The organism is Roseomonas marmotae (assembly GCF_017654485.1).
GTDB classification, from domain to species: domain Bacteria; phylum Pseudomonadota; class Alphaproteobacteria; order Acetobacterales; family Acetobacteraceae; genus Pseudoroseomonas; species Pseudoroseomonas marmotae.
This window is the reverse complement of the sequence record NZ_CP061091.1, coordinates 879411-894280: the sequence shown is the minus strand read 5'-3', so window position 1 is coordinate 894280 and position 14870 is coordinate 879411. Positions and strand designations below refer to the sequence as shown.

Annotated in this window: 17 protein-coding genes and 1 tRNA gene; 8 read left to right on the top strand and 10 right to left on the bottom strand. The window is 70.8% G+C overall.

Annotated elements, in window-relative coordinates; genetic code table 11:
* Positions 1-51: 51 nt before the first annotated feature.
* Positions 52-768, bottom strand: coding sequence for a response regulator transcription factor (locus IAI58_RS04210; protein ID WP_207446883.1), 717 nt, complete (start codon positions 766-768; stop codon positions 52-54).
* A gap of 319 nt (positions 769-1087) precedes the next feature.
* On the opposite strand from IAI58_RS04210, the gene ribA reads away from it, so the two are divergent.
* Together ribA and IAI58_RS04200 are read left to right on the top strand one after the other, a co-directional pair.
* A complete protein-coding gene (gene ribA, locus IAI58_RS04205; RefSeq protein WP_207446885.1) occupies positions 1088-2332 on the top strand; it encodes a GTP cyclohydrolase II in 1245 nt (414 codons plus the stop codon).
* Positions 2329-2844 carry a L,D-transpeptidase family protein gene (locus IAI58_RS04200; protein ID WP_207446887.1) on the top strand — a complete coding sequence of 172 codons (516 nt, stop codon included), beginning with the start codon at positions 2329-2331 and terminating at the stop codon, positions 2842-2844. Before ribA ends, IAI58_RS04200 begins: the two co-directional genes overlap by 4 nt.
* A gap of 214 nt (positions 2845-3058) precedes the next feature.
* On the opposite strand, the gene IAI58_RS04195 is transcribed toward IAI58_RS04200, so the two are convergent.
* Positions 3059-4447 carry a glycosyltransferase family 4 protein gene (locus tag IAI58_RS04195; RefSeq protein WP_207446889.1) on the bottom strand — a complete coding sequence of 463 codons (1389 nt, stop codon included), beginning with the start codon at positions 4445-4447 and terminating at the stop codon, positions 3059-3061.
* 155 nt (positions 4448-4602) lie between these two features.
* Between IAI58_RS04195 and IAI58_RS04190 the strand changes: the two genes are divergently transcribed.
* Together IAI58_RS04190 and IAI58_RS04185 are read left to right on the top strand one after the other, a co-directional pair.
* A complete protein-coding gene (locus tag IAI58_RS04190) occupies positions 4603-5223 on the top strand; it encodes an acetyltransferase (RefSeq protein ID WP_207446891.1) in 621 nt (206 codons plus the stop codon).
* A gap of 91 nt (positions 5224-5314) precedes the next feature.
* Positions 5315-6160: an HpcH/HpaI aldolase/citrate lyase family protein gene (locus tag IAI58_RS04185; protein ID WP_207446893.1), complete on the top strand. Its 846-nt coding sequence runs from the start codon at positions 5315-5317 to the stop codon at positions 6158-6160.
* Positions 6161-6170: 10 nt separating this feature from the next.
* On the opposite strand, the gene IAI58_RS04180 is transcribed toward IAI58_RS04185, so the two are convergent.
* From IAI58_RS04180 to IAI58_RS04155, 6 genes are all read right to left on the bottom strand, one after another.
* The gene (locus tag IAI58_RS04180; RefSeq protein ID WP_208776020.1) at positions 6171-7046 is read right to left on the bottom strand and encodes an alpha/beta fold hydrolase; all 876 of its coding nucleotides are present in this window, start codon (positions 7044-7046) and stop codon (positions 6171-6173) included.
* Positions 7046-8374: an FAD/NAD(P)-binding protein gene (locus IAI58_RS04175; RefSeq protein ID WP_207446898.1), complete on the bottom strand. Its 1329-nt coding sequence runs from the start codon at positions 8372-8374 to the stop codon at positions 7046-7048. The genes IAI58_RS04180 and IAI58_RS04175 overlap by 1 nt, the downstream gene beginning before the upstream one ends.
* Positions 8371-8742 (bottom strand): gamma-butyrobetaine hydroxylase family protein, encoded by a 372-nt coding sequence (locus IAI58_RS04170; protein ID WP_408906199.1) that lies wholly within the window; start codon positions 8740-8742, stop codon positions 8371-8373. Before IAI58_RS04170 ends, IAI58_RS04175 begins: the two co-directional genes overlap by 4 nt.
* 1 nt (position 8743) lies before the next feature.
* A complete protein-coding gene (locus IAI58_RS04165; RefSeq protein WP_207446900.1) occupies positions 8744-8962 on the bottom strand; it encodes a Trm112 family protein in 219 nt (72 codons plus the stop codon).
* 71 nt (positions 8963-9033) lie between these two features.
* Positions 9034-9693 carry an LON peptidase substrate-binding domain-containing protein gene (locus tag IAI58_RS04160; RefSeq protein WP_207446901.1) on the bottom strand — a complete coding sequence of 220 codons (660 nt, stop codon included), beginning with the start codon at positions 9691-9693 and terminating at the stop codon, positions 9034-9036.
* 61 nt (positions 9694-9754) lie between these two features.
* Positions 9755-10681 (bottom strand): tetratricopeptide repeat protein, encoded by a 927-nt coding sequence (locus IAI58_RS04155; RefSeq protein WP_207446902.1) that lies wholly within the window; start codon positions 10679-10681, stop codon positions 9755-9757.
* A gap of 134 nt (positions 10682-10815) precedes the next feature.
* Between IAI58_RS04155 and IAI58_RS04150 the strand changes: the two genes are divergently transcribed.
* From IAI58_RS04150 to IAI58_RS04135, 4 genes are all read left to right on the top strand, one after another.
* Positions 10816-11283: a YbaK/EbsC family protein gene (locus IAI58_RS04150; protein ID WP_207446903.1), complete on the top strand. Its 468-nt coding sequence runs from the start codon at positions 10816-10818 to the stop codon at positions 11281-11283.
* Positions 11284-11376: 93 nt separating this feature from the next.
* A tRNA-Gly gene (locus tag IAI58_RS04145) sits at positions 11377-11451 on the top strand.
* Positions 11452-11846: 395 nt separating this feature from the next.
* Positions 11847-12179 carry a hypothetical protein gene (locus IAI58_RS04140; RefSeq protein ID WP_207446904.1) on the top strand — a complete coding sequence of 111 codons (333 nt, stop codon included), beginning with the start codon at positions 11847-11849 and terminating at the stop codon, positions 12177-12179.
* Positions 12176-12412, top strand: coding sequence for a hypothetical protein (locus IAI58_RS04135; RefSeq protein ID WP_237182382.1), 237 nt, complete (start codon positions 12176-12178; stop codon positions 12410-12412). Before IAI58_RS04140 ends, IAI58_RS04135 begins: the two co-directional genes overlap by 4 nt.
* 164 nt (positions 12413-12576) lie before the next feature.
* On the opposite strand, the gene IAI58_RS04130 is transcribed toward IAI58_RS04135, so the two are convergent.
* Positions 12577-13209, bottom strand: a complete 633-nt coding sequence (locus IAI58_RS04130; protein WP_207446905.1) for a TetR/AcrR family transcriptional regulator — start codon at positions 13207-13209, stop codon at positions 12577-12579.
* A gap of 577 nt (positions 13210-13786) precedes the next feature.
* Positions 13787-14845: a LacI family DNA-binding transcriptional regulator gene (locus tag IAI58_RS04125; protein ID WP_207446906.1), complete on the bottom strand. Its 1059-nt coding sequence runs from the start codon at positions 14843-14845 to the stop codon at positions 13787-13789.
* Between the last annotated feature and the right edge of the window lie 25 nt (positions 14846-14870).

Here is a 14870-nt window from a genome sequence, read left to right as displayed (position 1 = left end):
AAGGCCGGCCCGGAGGACTCCGGGCCGGCCTTTCGCTGTTCCTCTCGCCCCTCAGGCGGCCACGCGGCCGGCCTGGGGATCGAGCCGGTAGCCGCCGCCCTCGGTCAGCAGCAGGCAGGCGCTGGTCGGGTCAGGCTCGATCTTCTGCCGCAGACGATAGATATGCGTCTCCAGCGTATGCGTGGTCACGGCGGCGTTGTAGCCCCAGACCTCGTTCAGCAGCACCTGCCGCGCCACGGCCCGGCCGCCCGCGCGGTAGAGGAACTTCAGGATCGCGGCTTCCTTCTCGGTCAGCCGGATCTTGCGGTTCTTCGCCGTCTCCAGCAGCAGCTTGGCCGAGGGGCGGAACGTATAGGGCCCGATGACGAAGACGGCGTCCTCGGAATTGTCGAAGACGCGCAGCTGGGCACGCAATCGCGCCAGCAGCTCGGCCACCCGGAAGGGCTTGGCGATATAGTCGTTGGCGCCGGCATCGAGGCCACGCACAACATCCTGCTCCGCATCAGCGCCTGTCAGCATGATGATCGGAATCTTGACGCCCTCACGCCGCAGGCGCGCACAGAGGTCGCGGCCGTCGCCATCGGGCAGGCCAATGTCCAGCAATACAGCATCGCAGCGGGATTCCGCGCCCAGAAGCTGCTCGGCAGCTTCCGCCGAGTTCTCGGCTTCCAGAGGAGCGAATTCCCCGTCCAATGCCAGTTGTTCCGACAAGGTGGCGCGCAGCGCCGCGTCGTCGTCCACGATCAGGATCGGCCGCGGGCCCGTCATGAAATCTCCCGACAAAGCCAGTGATTCAACATCCTACCCCCAATGTGCCGGCAAATCAAAGCGGTAACGATGCCATTCGCAGGCGTCGGTATGGTGCCGCCGCCGCAAAAAACCGGCAACCCCAGATGGCGCGGGTTCTCGCAAAATATCACTTTGGCGCGCTTCGGAGGGGATGGCAACCGCCAGGGTGATGCCACATTCCTCTCCGACCCTGGCCCTGCCCAGGCCGATGGCCTATCCCGAGGATTACCTTCCAGGGCCACCTGCCCATTTCATGGACTAAAAAGCGCTGCCGCCAGCACCAGATGGAAATGACTCCATGACCAGTACAGGCTCCGCCGTCTCCCCGGGCAACAAGGTGGAGACCCAGGGGACTGCCCATCCTCATGACCCCGAGCCCGGCGCGTTGGTGCCCGATGCCGTCAGCCTGGCGCAGCGCCGCGTGCACCGCGCCGCCAGCGACCTCCGGCGCGGCACGCCGGTCCTGCTGCGCGGCACGCGCGAGGCAGCGGGCTGCGCCCTGTTGGTGGCGGCGGCCGAGACGGTCGGCGCGCGCGGATTGGCGGAGCTGGCGGCGCTGGGTGCCGCGCCGCCGCTGCTGCTGCTGGCCCCTTCCCGGGCCGCGGCGGTGCTGCACCGCCCTATCCCCTCCGTCCCCTCCCACGAGAATCGGCGCGCCGATGAGGTGCCGGTCGCCCTGACCCTGCCGCCCGGCCTGCTGGACCCGGAGCGGCTCCGCGGCCTGGCCGACCCGGTGGCCGAGCAGCTGCTGCCGGAGACGCCGGAACTGGCCACGGCGCCGCCGCTCTCCTTCGCCGCGCTGGCGCTGGCCAAGCTGGGCCGGCTGCTGCCCGCCCTGGTGGCGGTGCCGGTGGCCGAGAAGCGGGTGCCGGAAGCCGCGCCGCTGGGCCTGTTCAGCCTGCCGGCTTCCGAGATCCTGGCCTATCCCACCAGCGCCGCCACCAGCCTGACCCGCGTGGCCGAGGCGCGCGTGCCGCTGGAGGACGCGCCAGAGGCCCGCATCGTCGCCTTCCGTGCCGCCGATGGCGGAATCGAGCATCTGGCGATCCTGGTGGGAGACCCTGAGGGACTGGCGGCGGCCGGCGGCGCGCCGCTGGTCCGAATCCATTCCGAATGCTTCACCGGCGACCTGCTGGGCAGCCTGCGCTGCGACTGCGGCCCGCAGCTGCGTGGCGCCATCGCCCGCATGGGCAAGGACGGGGCGGGGGTGCTGCTCTATCTGGCGCAGGAGGGGCGCGGCATCGGGCTGGTGAACAAACTGCGTGCCTATACCCTGCAGGATCAGGGGCTGGACACGCTGGATGCCAACCGCGCCCTCGGCTACGGCGCGGATGAACGGGGCTTCATGGTGGCGGCCACCATGCTGCGGCAACTCGGCATCACGCGGCTGCGGCTGCTGACCAACAACCCGGACAAGCTGGCGGGCCTTGCCGCCTGCGGCATCGATGTCGTGGGGCGGGAGCCGCATCAGTTCGCCGCCAACGGCATCAACGACCATTACCTCGAGACCAAGGCCACCCGCTTCGGGCATCTGCTGCGATGAGCACCGCCGAGGTCCATGCCACCGGGGAGACCACGGGGCTGCTGCGGCTGCGGGGCTATGCCTTCCGCTGCGCCCTGGGCCGCGGCGGCATCCGCCGGCACAAGGAGGAGGGCGATGGCGCCACCCCCGCCGGGCTGCTGCCGCTGCGCCGCGTGCTCTACCGCGCCGACCGCCTGCCCGCCCCCGCCTGCGCCGTGCCGGTGGAGCCGATCGGCCCGCAGGATGGCTGGTGCGACGACCCGGCCGATCCCGCCTACAACCGCCCGGTGCGCCTACCCTATGCCGGACGGCACGAGGAGCTGTGGCGCGGCGATTCGGTCTACGACATTATCGGCGTGCTGGGATGGAATGATCAGCCGGTGGTGAGGGAGCGTGGCAGCGCCATCTTCCTGCACCTGGCGCGGCCGGGCTTTCCGCCCACCGAGGGCTGCATCGCCCTGGAACTGGCGGATCTCCGGGCGCTGCTGGCCATGGGGCTCAGCGGCATCGAAGTGGCGGCATCTCGGCCGTAATGGGGCGGCAGCACCGGGCGGGGGAACGTCCGGCGCTGCCTTGGGACTCTCCGGGGGATGGAGAGCCGAAGCCAAGTCGATCGGGGGAGATCGTGGCCGAGGCCGAGCTTATGCGCTTCACGGCTGCTGCCCAGGGGCTTTGCGACAGCAAAGTACTCTCCAAGGCACACCGTTGCACCAAAGCCACACAACTTCAAGTTATTGTGATCATAAATTATTCTAGTGCCTGAAGCATCGACTCGGCCGTCCTGACCCAGGGCACATGCTGGAAACCCTTTTGCAACCGCGCTTCCATGATCTCCAGCTCGGCCGGGTGGCCGATCAGGCGGCGCAGGATGGCCACGGCCTCCGGCACATCCTCGGGGTCGTGGTAAAGGCAGAAGGGGCCACCTGCCTCCGGTATGGATGTCGCGGAGGAGGCGACGCAGATCTTGCCGAAGCCCAGGCTCTCCGTGACCGGCAGGCCCCAGCCCTCGTAATGGGAGGGGAAGAGGGTGAACTGGCAGCCGGCATAGAGGGCGGCCAGTTCCTCGTCGCTGGGGTCCTCGATCAGCACGACCTTGCCGCCCAGCCAGCCGCAGTTCTCCAGCTGCTGCATCAGGTCCATCACCATCCAGCCGACCCGCCCGGCGAAGACCAGGGTCGGCATCTGCTCGGCCGGCAGCTGGTCCACCAGGCGGCGCCAGGCACGGAAGGCCAGCAGGTGATTCTTGCGGGCCTCGATGGTGGAGACGAGCAGCACGTAGTGCGGCGGCAGAGCCGCTACGCGCGGGGAGGCCACGGGCGCCACGGAGGCCGCCTCGCCGAAGCCGGTGCCGATCGGCAGCACGGCCACGGGATGCGCCAGGGTGATCCCGGCCGCCTGGGCATAGCGTTCCAGGTCGCGGGCCGTGGCGCGGGAGATGGCCATGAAGCGGTCCACCTGCGGCATGGTGCTGGTGAACCAGGCGCGGAAGGTGCGTACCAGCCCGGCATCGCAGAATTCGGGGCGGATCAGCGGGATCAGGTCATAGACCAGCATGGCCACGCCCAGGCCGGTGCGCTGGCGCATCCGCTGCAGCAGGTCGGCATAGTCGGTGCGGAACCAGGGGGAGCCGAGGACGAGCAGCATGTCGCCCGGCCTCGCCGCCTCCACGAGGTCCTGCCCCGCCACCGCTGCCCCGGCCTGCGGGTGCGCCTGCGGCGGGGGCCGCCGCAGCCTCCGCCCCGCCTGCCAGACGCCGCGGCCGGCGCGCAGCCCGGCGCGCAGCGCGCACATCTGCGCCCGCACCGCCTCGCCCAGGGGCACGCGGATATCGGCCGGCAGGCGGGAGGCGATTCGCCGCACCCGCCCGGCCTGCCCGACAGGTCTCGGGGCCTCGCGCACCGATGCGCCACTGGCCTGCCCATGGCCGGTCAGCCCGGCGAAGAGGGATTCCACTTCTGCCCAGGACACGGTCCGCAGCGTGTCGCGCAGGCGGTCATGCCGGCAGAAGGCGATCTCCTGCGGCCGCAGCGCCACCAGGGCCCGGTACAGCTCGAAGGACAGGCGCTGGATGCCGCTGGGGCGGCGGTTGACCAGCGCGTATTCGAAGAGATCCTCGACATCGATCCAATAGGTCATGCCATGCCCCCATTACGGCTGGAGCCTGACAGGATGGCGGCAGGGCGGCAAAGATGCCTGCCAGGAACAACCGGGCGGGCCAGGGGGCGGAAATTCATGCCTAGCGCGATACGCGATGCCAGGATGGGTGCCAAGCGTGGGCCAGGCCATTGCTGATGCGCCTGCTGCTGATCGGCGCCGGTGGCCATGGCCGGGCGGTGCTGGAGACGCTGCGCGACGCCGGCTGGCCTGAGCCGGCGGGCGTGCTGGACGACAATCCCGCCTCCGCCGGCCTGCCGGGCCTGCCGCTGCTGGGCCCGCTGGCCCTGGCCGGGACGCTGCGGCAACAGGGGTTCGATGCCGCCCATGTGGCGCTGGGAGACAATGCCCGCCGGCAGGCCCTGGGCGAATGGCTGCTGGGGCTGGGCTATGCGCTGCCGGTGCTCCGCCATCCCTCCGCCGTGGTGGCGGGCACGGCGCGCATCGGTGAGGGCTGCGTGCTCCTGCCGCGCGTGGTGCTGGGCGCCGCCGCCAGGGTCGGGCGGCATGTCATCCTGAACACCGGCTGCATCGTCGAGCATGACGCGTGGCTGGAAGATGCGGTGCATGTGGCCCCTGGCGCGGTGCTGGGCGGCGCGGTGCGGGTCGGCGCGGCGGCGCTGGTGGGGCTGGGCGCGGCGCTGCGGCCGGGGGTGGCCATCGGTGCGGGCGCCGTGGTGGGCGTGGGCGCCGCCGTGGTGGCGGATGTGGCGCCGGGCCTGCGCGTCGGCGGCACCCCGGCGGTACCGCTGCGCTGAAGCCGCCCGCGACTTGCTGCCGCCCGGCTTGGAGGCAGCTCCCTGGCAACCTAGGTTCCTGGCCAGAGGACGTAACAGGAAAGGACCCGCCATGCCCGAAACCAAGGACAACCCCGTCACCGCCCTGGCGGCCGCGCGCTCCTTCCTCTTCGTGCCGGGAGACCGGCCGGAGCGCTTCGGCAAGGCCCTGGCCTCCGGCGCCGATCAGGTGATCATCGACCTGGAGGACGCCGTCGGCCCGGCCCGCAAGGCGGAGGCACGCGCGGCCATCGCCGCCTGGCTGCCGACCGCGCCGCGCCCGGTGGTGCTGCGCATCAACGCGGCCGATTCGCCGCATTTCGCCGCTGACCTGGCGCTGGGCGAGCATCCCGCCATCGCCGGCATCGTGCTGCCCAAGGCCGAGCTGGCTTCCGCCCTGGCCCAGGTGCGGGAGGCCGCGCCCCGTGCCGCGCTGCTGCCGCTGGTGGAAAGCGCGCGCGGCCTCGCCCAGGCGGCCTCGCTGGCGGCTGAGCCGGGGGTGGTGCGGCTGATGTTCGGCTCGGTCGATTTCCAGATCGACCTCGGCATCCCCGACGAAGGCGCGCCGCTGGCCGCCTTCCGCTCGCAGCTGGTGCTGGCCTCCCGCCTCGGCGGCGCGGCGTCGCCGGTCGATGGCGTGACTCCGGCGCTGGACGATGCGGAGGCGCTGCGCGCCGACGTGGCGCGCGCCCGCGCCTTCGGCTTCACCGGCAAGCTCTGCATCCACCCGCGCCAGGTGGAGGCGGTGAATGCCGGCTTCATGCCGTCGGAGCGGGAGATCGCCTGGGCCCGCAGGATCCTCTCCGCCGCCGTGGCGGGGGTGGATACCGCCGCCATCGCCGTGGATGGGGAGATGGTGGACCGGCCGGTGATCCTGAAGGCGCAGTCGATCCTGCGCCGCGCGGGCGAGACGGTCTGACGGCAGCCCGTCAGGCGGCGGGCGCGGCGCCCTCCAGGCGCCGCAGCAGCAGGGCGTTCACCGCCTCCGCCGCCTCGAACTGCACCCAGTGGCCGGCGCGGGGGATGACATGGAACCCCGCCTCCGGCCGCAGCGCCGCCAGCAGCGTCCGCCGCTGGTCCATGAAGGGATAGGCGATGGCGTCACGCTCCCCATAGGCCATGGCGAGCGGGGCATGGATCTTCGGAAGCACGTCCCGCAGGGCGCCATCGAGCACGAGGTTGCGGCTGCGCAGCCGGGCATGGTCACTGTTCCAGGCCTGGATACGCAGCGCCAGCGCGTCGATCCGCGCGGGGTCGGCGATCATCAGCATGGCGAGGTTGGCGCGATGCGCGGCGGCGCGCTCTTCCCCCTGCTTGTTACGCACGCTGGCCAGCCTGGTCGGCACCCGCGCCAGCCCCAGCCCGCCCGCGCCCAGCAGCGTCACCGAGCGCAGCCGGGCATCGGCACGGGAGGCCATATGCCCGGCCAGGATGCCGCCGAAGGAAAAGCCGACGAGGTCGTAGCGCGCCGCGCGGCTTTCCAGCGCCAGTTGCGCGAAGCCCGATTCGATCAGCCCGACATAGCCCCAGAGGTCGATGCCCGCCGGCGGCTGGGCGGATTCGCCGAGGCCCGGCATATCCGGCGCCAGCACCCGCCGGTGCCGCGCCAGGGCCTCGATGTTCCGTATCCAGTGGCGCCAGGAGCCGGCGCCGCCATGCAGCAGCAGCAGCGGCGGCGCCTCGGGCGGACCCCATTCATGCCAGACCATGCCGCCCTGGCCGCAGGAGGTCTCATGGCGCCGGGCCATACCCTCCAGGCGGCCGGGCAGGTCGGGCGCATCCAGCGGCATGATCCGTTGCTCCATCAACCCGCGATCAGGGCCGCCTGCGCGCGGATTTCCGGCACCGCCGTGATCTCCCACAACGCGCCACGGGTCAGCGCGCCGATCACCTGCAGGCCTGGCACGGGCTGGCCCTGGGCGTCCAGCAGCGTGCCATCCGGCCCCGCCACCTCCAGCCCCAGACCAAGCGGATCCAGCCGCGCCAGCCCCTGCTCCAGCAGGGCCGGCACGGGCGGGGCCTCACGCCAGCCGCTGCCGCTGTCCGGGCCGACGCAGAGGATGACGCGGGCGACCGGAAGCACCCGCTCCCCACCGCCCCGCATCCGCAGGGTGGCGTCCACGCCGCCATCCGCCCGCGCCTGCCACTCGCCCAGCCGGGCGGCCAGGGTCTCCAGCCCGCCGGAGGCGCGTTCCTCCGCCACGAAGCGGGCAACCTCCGGCGCCAGGCGGTGCCGGTGCAGGTTCCAGAGGCTGCGGCCATGGCGCAGGAAGCTGGCGCGCTGCGCCTGGTTCCAGCCGCGCCAGATGCGTTGCAGATGCGGGCGGGCGCCATCGGCCACGGCCTGCCAGGGCTGCCCGGCTTCGGCGGCGCGCGCCGCCTCCCGCCGCAGGATGCGGCTGACACTGACGGGGCCGGCGCCTTCCGGCAGCTCCACCGGCCAGGGCGATGGCAGCGGACCGGTCACATGCGGCAATGGCAGCCAGCCATGGCGGGAGATGGCCGTCACCTTCCGCCGGTGCCCGCGCCGCCGCAGCGAGAGCAGCATATCCACCATGGTCAGCCCCATCCCCACCAGCAGGACGGGCGAATCGGGATCGATGCCCTCCAGCGTCCCGGGATCCCAGGGATCGCCGGCCAGATGCGGCGGGGAACCGGCCCTGGCCGCGAAGCCGCCAATGGCCAGCACGACCCGCGCCGCCCGCCAGGATTCGCCGCCGCCCCGCAGGCGGAAGCCACCTCCCGGCAGGGGCTCGACCGCCTCGACACGCCGGGGCAGCGCCTCGATTCCTTCGGTCCCGGCCAGCTGCTCCTGGAGATAGGCGCCGTAGAGCTGGCGCGGCGCGAAGACCGGCCCGCCTTCCGGTGGCGCCGGCGGGCCGTCGGGCCGCCGGCCCAGCCATTCCGCGAAATGGGCGGGCCGGTCGGGGAAGAGGCTCATCCCGCCGGCCGGCACATTCAGCAGATGGCCAGGGTCCGGCGTGGAATAGGCCAGGCCGGGTCCGGGGCGCGGCGCCGGCTCGAAGAGCAGGATGCGCCCGCCTTCCGGCAGCCCGGCGCGCAGTTGCAGCGCCAGCGCGGTGCCGGCAAAGCCGCCGCCGATGATGGCGGCGTCGAAGAAAGGTTCATTCATGCAGGCCGCCGGGGAGGATCGCGGGAGAGGCCGCGGGCCGCCAGTTCCGCCTCATAGGCGGCCCAGCGTTCCGCCTGTTCCTCGCCCAGTTGGCGCAGATAGGCCCAGCTGTAGATGCCGCTGTCGTGCAGGTCGTCGAAGACCAGCCGCACGGCGTAATGCCCGACCGGCTCGACCCTGATGATGCCGACATGGCGGCGGCCGGAGACCCATTTTCGCTGGCCGGGCCCATGCCCCTGGACTTCAGCCGAGGGGCTTTCCACCCGGAGATACTCGGCCGGCAGGCTGAAACGGGCACCATCCGCGAAGGCGATCTCCAGCAGCTTCTCAGCCCGGCGCAGGCGGATTTCCGTCGGCGCGGCGGCCACCTCAATCCTCCAGCCGGCGTGCCTCGTCCGGCAGCATGATGGGGATGCCATCGCGGATCGGATAGGCGAGGCCCGCCTTCTCGCTGATCAGCTCGCCCTTCTGGCGGTCATAGATCAGGGGCCCCTTGGTCAGCGGGCAGACCAGGATCTCCAGCAGGCGGGGATCCACGGGGCCGCCAGCGGGCGGCGCGGAGGCGGAGGTGTCGGTCGGGTTGCTCATGGCGCTCGACTCCTGCGCCAAGGCGGGCAGGCCGTCAACTCGCATCTCCCGCGCCACGCCCCCGGCAGGCGTCACACCGGCCGCGCGTCATCCCCCGGCGGGCCAGCGCCGTCGATCCGCAGCAGGGTGGTCAGAAGCTCTGCCCGGCGGGATGGATCTGGCGCCATCAGCAGGGCCTGCTGCTCCCGGCCATCGAATGGGCAGGCCATGCAGAGGGTGGTGACCAGTTCAGCATCCGGGATGCGCTCGAGCGCAGCCCGGTCCGCCTCGATGCCGCGGGCGGCGAAATAGGGCCAGAGGGCGCCGAGCAGGGCCGCCCGGTCCATCTCGCCCGGCGCCGGTTCCAGATCGTCCAGATAGGGTGAGAAATCCGCCCGAACGCGGCGATAGCCGGCGGGATGGTCCGGCAGTTCCTGCACCACGTCGTAGCGCAGCAGGCCCAGCAGAGTGATGAGGTAGCGCCCATCCCCCGTCTCGCTGAAAGAGGCGATGCGGCCGAGGCAGCCGGTGCGGTAGATGGTGGAACGCCCGCCCGGCCGCGGGCCGGACGGGTCGGGCAGCACCATGCCGAGCAGCCGGCCGGCGCCCAGCGCATCCTCCACCATCGCCAGGTAGCGCGGCTCGAAGATGTTCAGCGGCAGGCGGCCGCCGGGCAGCAGCAGCGCGCTCGCCAGCGGGAAGATCGGGATCTCGGCCGGCAGCGCGGCGGGGTTGGGGCGCCGGCTGCTCATGGCCGCCGGGCCGGGCTTTCGCCCGCGCCCTCCCGTCCCGGCCGCGCGCCCGCCATCCCGCTCAGCGGAACAGGAGGGTGGAGAGCCCGCGCCGCGCCTTCACGGTGGCCGGGTCCATCGGGCCCCAGGCCTCGAAGAACTTCAGCAGCTGCTTGCGCGCCGCCTCCTCGTTCCAGGCGCGGTCCCGCTTGATGGAGGCCAGCAGCGCCTCGGCGGCCTCGGCCCGGCGGTCCATGGCGTTCAGCGCGACGGCCAGGTCGATCCGTGCCTCGTGGTCATCCTCATCGGCGGCCAGGCGCGACTCGAATTCCGACAGGCGCTCCCGCGCGCGGCGGCCCTCGGCGGCCAGTTCCAGGGCGCTGCGCACGCCGCTGATCTCGGCATGGTCGCGCAGCTTCTCCGGCACCTGCTCCAGCACCGCCAGCGCCTGCTCCTCCTGCCCCAGCGCCATCAGGCTGCGGGCGGCGCCGGCGAAGGCTTCCGGATTCTCGGGCTCCTGCTGCACCAGGCCGGCGAAAAGCTCCAGCGCGGTCTGGTGGTCCCCCTGCTCGGCGGCGGCCTTGGCCTCGGCCAGCAGGTCAGCGCCGGGCATCTGGCCACCGGCCACCTTCAGCAGCCCCTCGATGAACTTCTTCACTTCCGATTCCGGCAGTGCGCCCTGGAAGAGATCGGCGATCTGTCCCTGCCAGAAGGCCACGACGGTCGGCACCGACTGCAACGGCAGGCCCATCTGGGAGAGCTGCTGCACCAGGGCGCGGTTCTGGTCGATATCGATCTTCACCAGCCGCACGCGGCCGCCGGCGGCGCGCACCACCTTCTCCAGCGTCGGTGTCAGCTGCTTGCAGGGGCCGCACCAGGTCGCCCAGAAATCGACCAGGACCGGCACCTCGCGGCTCGCGGCCACGACGTCCTGCATGAAGCTCTTCTGGTCGCTGTCCTTGATGATCTCGGCGGCAGCGGTGGGGTTGGGGGTCAGGGTCGCATCCATGGGAACACCGGCTTCCAGCTGTCTCTCTCCCGCATAGATGCGTGCCGCCGGGGCGGAAGCAAGCCCGGGGCCGGGCTTTGACGGCCTGGGCGGGGCGGATAGGGTCGCGCGCAGCCGACATAGGAGCCTGCCGCATGAGCCTTGAGAGCGTCCGCACCTTCCTGGCCGAGAGAGCGCCCGACATCGAGATCCTGGAGACCGAGGCGCGTACCGCGACCGTGGCGGAGGCCGCCGCCGCGCATGGCGTCGAGCCCGCGCGGATCGCCAAGACGCTGTCGCTGCGGGTGGGGGAGCGGGTGGTGCTGGTGGTGGCACGCGGCGATGCGCGGCTGGATAACAAGAAGGCCAAGGCCGCCTTCGGCGCCAAGCCGCGGATGCTGGACGCGGCGGAGGTGGCGGCGCTGACGGGCCACCCGGTGGGCGGGGTCTGCCCCTTCGGGCTGGCGCAGCCGCTGCCGGTCTATTGCGACCTCTCCCTCCAGGATTTCGACGAGGTGCTGCCGGCGGCGGGTTCCATCAACAGCGCCCTCCGAATCCCGCCCGCCCGGCTGGCCGAACTGGTGGCGGCGGAGTGGGTGGATGTCTGTCAGGCGGCGGCCTGACGGGCCCGACTGAAAATTTTAATCGGGAAGCGCGTCAGGGGGGTTGCGCGCCCCCCGGCCGCATGGCAAATGCCCGCCCACGCCGAACGGAGCGCGGGCGTAGCTCAGGGGTAGAGCACAACCTTGCCAAGGTTGGGGTCGAGGGTTCGAATCCCTTCGCCCGCTCCATCTTCCGAAAGGAAGTCAGGTGATTAGCAAGGGCTCGCTTCGGCGGGCCCTTTCTGCTTCCGGCGCCGGGAAGCCGCCCTTCCACGTCGGGCGACCGCTGCCGCAGCCTCAGTGATCACGCCTCCCTCCCCCTTACGCGGGAATGCCTGCCGGCAGGGGTCAGGTGTCCGTCGATCCTCATCTCCTGCCCTCCTCCAGCGCCGCGCCGCCCTGGCGTGTCAGATCGCTTTCCCGTCAGAAGCGGCATAACGGTGAATGGCCCGGCTTGGGGTCGCGCGGCTGTTCGGCTAGGGTCCGCAACCATCGGCCCCGGCCAGTCCGCCGGCGCGATGTCCTGTCGACTTCACCCCTGGGAACGAGGGCGGCATCAGCCTGCGCCTCCGGGAGTATCCGCTTTGAGCCGCCGCGCACAGCCGAAAGCCGCCAAGAGCGGCCACCGCCGCATCACTCAGCTGGAAGCCGAGAACGCTCAGCTCCGCCAGGAGCTTGCCGATGCGCGGGCGATGCTGCGCCAGATCGAGGAAAAGGGCGCGGATGCCTTCCTGGCACGCCGGCTGGCGGAGTTGGAGGAAGGCCGCATGGTCGCCCGCGGGCAGCTGGTCGAGGCCACGGTCGCGCGCTCCAGGGCCGAGGCAGCCTTGCAGGCGCTCCAGGATGCCATCGGCAAGGCTCCAGGCCTCTATGGCTGGCTGCTTCGCCGCGCCCAGGAGCGGTTGACGCGGACATGATGTCGGCGCGCCTCTGGTCCCTGGGCGTCTTCCTGGTGGCCCTTGGAATCGCCGCGCATGTGGTGGGCTGGGACAGGCTGCTGTGGATTCCCAGGGTGGCGATGGAATGGCTCGCCTGGGTGCCTGCGGCCATTATCGAAGCCGTCACCGCATCGCCTGCCACCACCGGCATCATCGCCGTCGGCGTGGCGCTGATGGTGGTGGCGCGGCTGCTGGCGCGCCACAGGGACTGAACGGCGGCGGCTGCGCGAAGCCGGGCCGGAAGCATCCCGCCCCGCCGCATGCATGGATAACGCCGCATGGCCATGCGGCGGAGCCGCGCCAACGTCACAGCCAGTCGGGGACCGCGCGGGCGACGGCCGCCGGACCTGCAAGGGGTGGATTCACCCCGCGCCGTTCACGGCTGCGCCTCGGGCCTCGCGGGCAGTTCCGCCACAAGCCTGGGGGCGGCCTGCAGGCCATAGGCGCGGAAGATGAGATCCAGGACCGTCTCGTAATACCGTTCCAGCCCGGCGAAGCCACCGGCATCCCTGGCGATCAGCGAGGCATAAGTGAAGGCGCTGGCCAATATGCGCGCCACCTCGGCACGCGGCGCATCCGGCACCAGCTCGCCAGAGGCGGTGGCCATGCCCAGGGCATCGAAGACCTGGGTATTGATGCTGCGCCGGAAGGTCGAGAGACGCTGTCGCATGGCATCATCCAGCGCATCCACATCCGACGCGAAACGCGTCAGCAGGCTCCAGGCATTTCCCTCATCGCCCGCCGGATTGTAGTTCTGGTAGAGCTGACGATTGAATTCGAGCGTGTCCTGCACCTTTTGGGCAAGGCTGGTCTGTGGGTCTGCCCAGATGCTCCGGAAGCGGCTGCCGACGGATTCGGAGTAATGCTCGAGCACCGCATTGGCCAGACCCATCTTGTTACCAAAATGGTAATGAATATTGGTGGTGGTGATGCCCAGCACGACCGCAATATCGGCGAAGCTGACGCCTCGGAAGCCGCGTAGCGTGAAAAGCTCAGTCGCCACGCGCATGATCTCATCCCGCATTGCCATCAGCGCTGACCCCGCTCCAACCTTCAGCTTTTAATTTCATAGCTTGACCAGAAAGAACTCATCAAATACCGAATGTTAAAATTGAAGATTGCTTTCTGGTAAGTATACAGATGCCAATCACTTATATACACAGAGGGTAAGACGTCCGCCCAGCCGAACACAAGATCAATAAAGCGCAAAAGCTAATTGGGACGATCCGAGCAGGCGGCCGGGGGCTGAGAGTAGCCGGTTGTCGGCGCGAAAACGACATATTGAATCGACACGGTAACGATCATGTCACTGCATAGCTAACGAGGCCGATAAGAAGTCATTATCGCGCCGCATCAATAATTTTCCTGAGGTGAAACAGGCTCTGACGGAGCCCGCTGGTGCTTCCTGGCGCCGCTCCCGCTCTTTGAAAAGCGCCGGTGGCGCAGGAGTGCTTCGGCCCGGCTGCTGCCGGAGAGCCCCCTCCCCCTTACCGATCATTCCGTCGCCGCGGACAGGTCAGCCCTGGCCGAGCCAGGCAGCCACTACCGCGCATCCCGGCGCGCTCCGTTCCCCGGGTGGTGTCGCCTCAGTCGGATACCGGTCCCGATGACAGCCGGGCCGATCGGCGCAGCACCGGCTCCCCCGGCAGCAGGATGGTTGCCGCGCCGCCCGCTGTCGCGGCGGATGCCAGTAGTTCCAGTCCCCGCCGCACCATGGCCTCCACCGGCTGGCGGATGGTGGTGAGGCCATAGGGCGGCCGCGCGCCCTCTGGGATACCATCGAAACCGACCACCGAGAGATGGCCCGGCACCGAAAGGCCTCGCTCCCGCAAGGCGTCGATGGCGCCGATGGCCATGATGTCGCTGATGGCCAGGACCGCATCGGGCCGCTCCCGCGCCGGCAGGTCGGCCAGGGCCAGGCCGGCCTCATAGCCGCCGGCATAGGTCGTCACCTGCGGCTCACCCGGCCCCGCGACGATTCGTGTGGAGAGGCCCTGCCCGTGCTCCGCCAGACGCAGGGCAAAGCCCCGTTCCCGGTCCCGCGCCGTCGAGGATTCGCCGGGTCCGGTCAGCACGCCGAAGCGGCGGTGCCCGGCCCGGACCAGCAGATCCGCCAGGTATTCCCCGCCCGCCAGATTGTCGCAGGTGACGGCCAGGGCGTGGTGCTCGGCCACGCGGTTCAGCATCACCATCGGCACGCCGCTGGCGGCACAGAGCTGCGCCGCAGTCGATGAGAGTGTGGCGGAGGAGATCAGGCAGCCATCGAGCTTGTATTGCAGGATGGCCTCGGCCGTCCGTTCCTCCAGGGCGCCGGCCCCTGCATGCAGGATGAGCACGCGCAGGCCCTGCTGCGCCGCCTGCTCCACCACCTCCTGCAGCAGCATGCCGTAGAAGGGATTCTCCACCGAGCCCAGCACCAGTCCGATCAGCCCGCTGCGCCCGCTTTGCAGCGTGCGGGCCAGGGCATTGGGGGTGTAGCCCAGCGACCGGGCGATGCTCAGCACCTTCCGCCGCGTGGCGGGCGTGATGCGCGGGTCGCCCTTCAGGGCGCGGGAGACGGTGGCGGTGGAGACCTCCGCCGCCTGCGCGACCGTGATGATGGTGGCGCGGAGGCGAGGCGGTGGCGGGGCGTTGGACTCAGTCACGGGGCTCCTTCAGCTCGGCGTCATG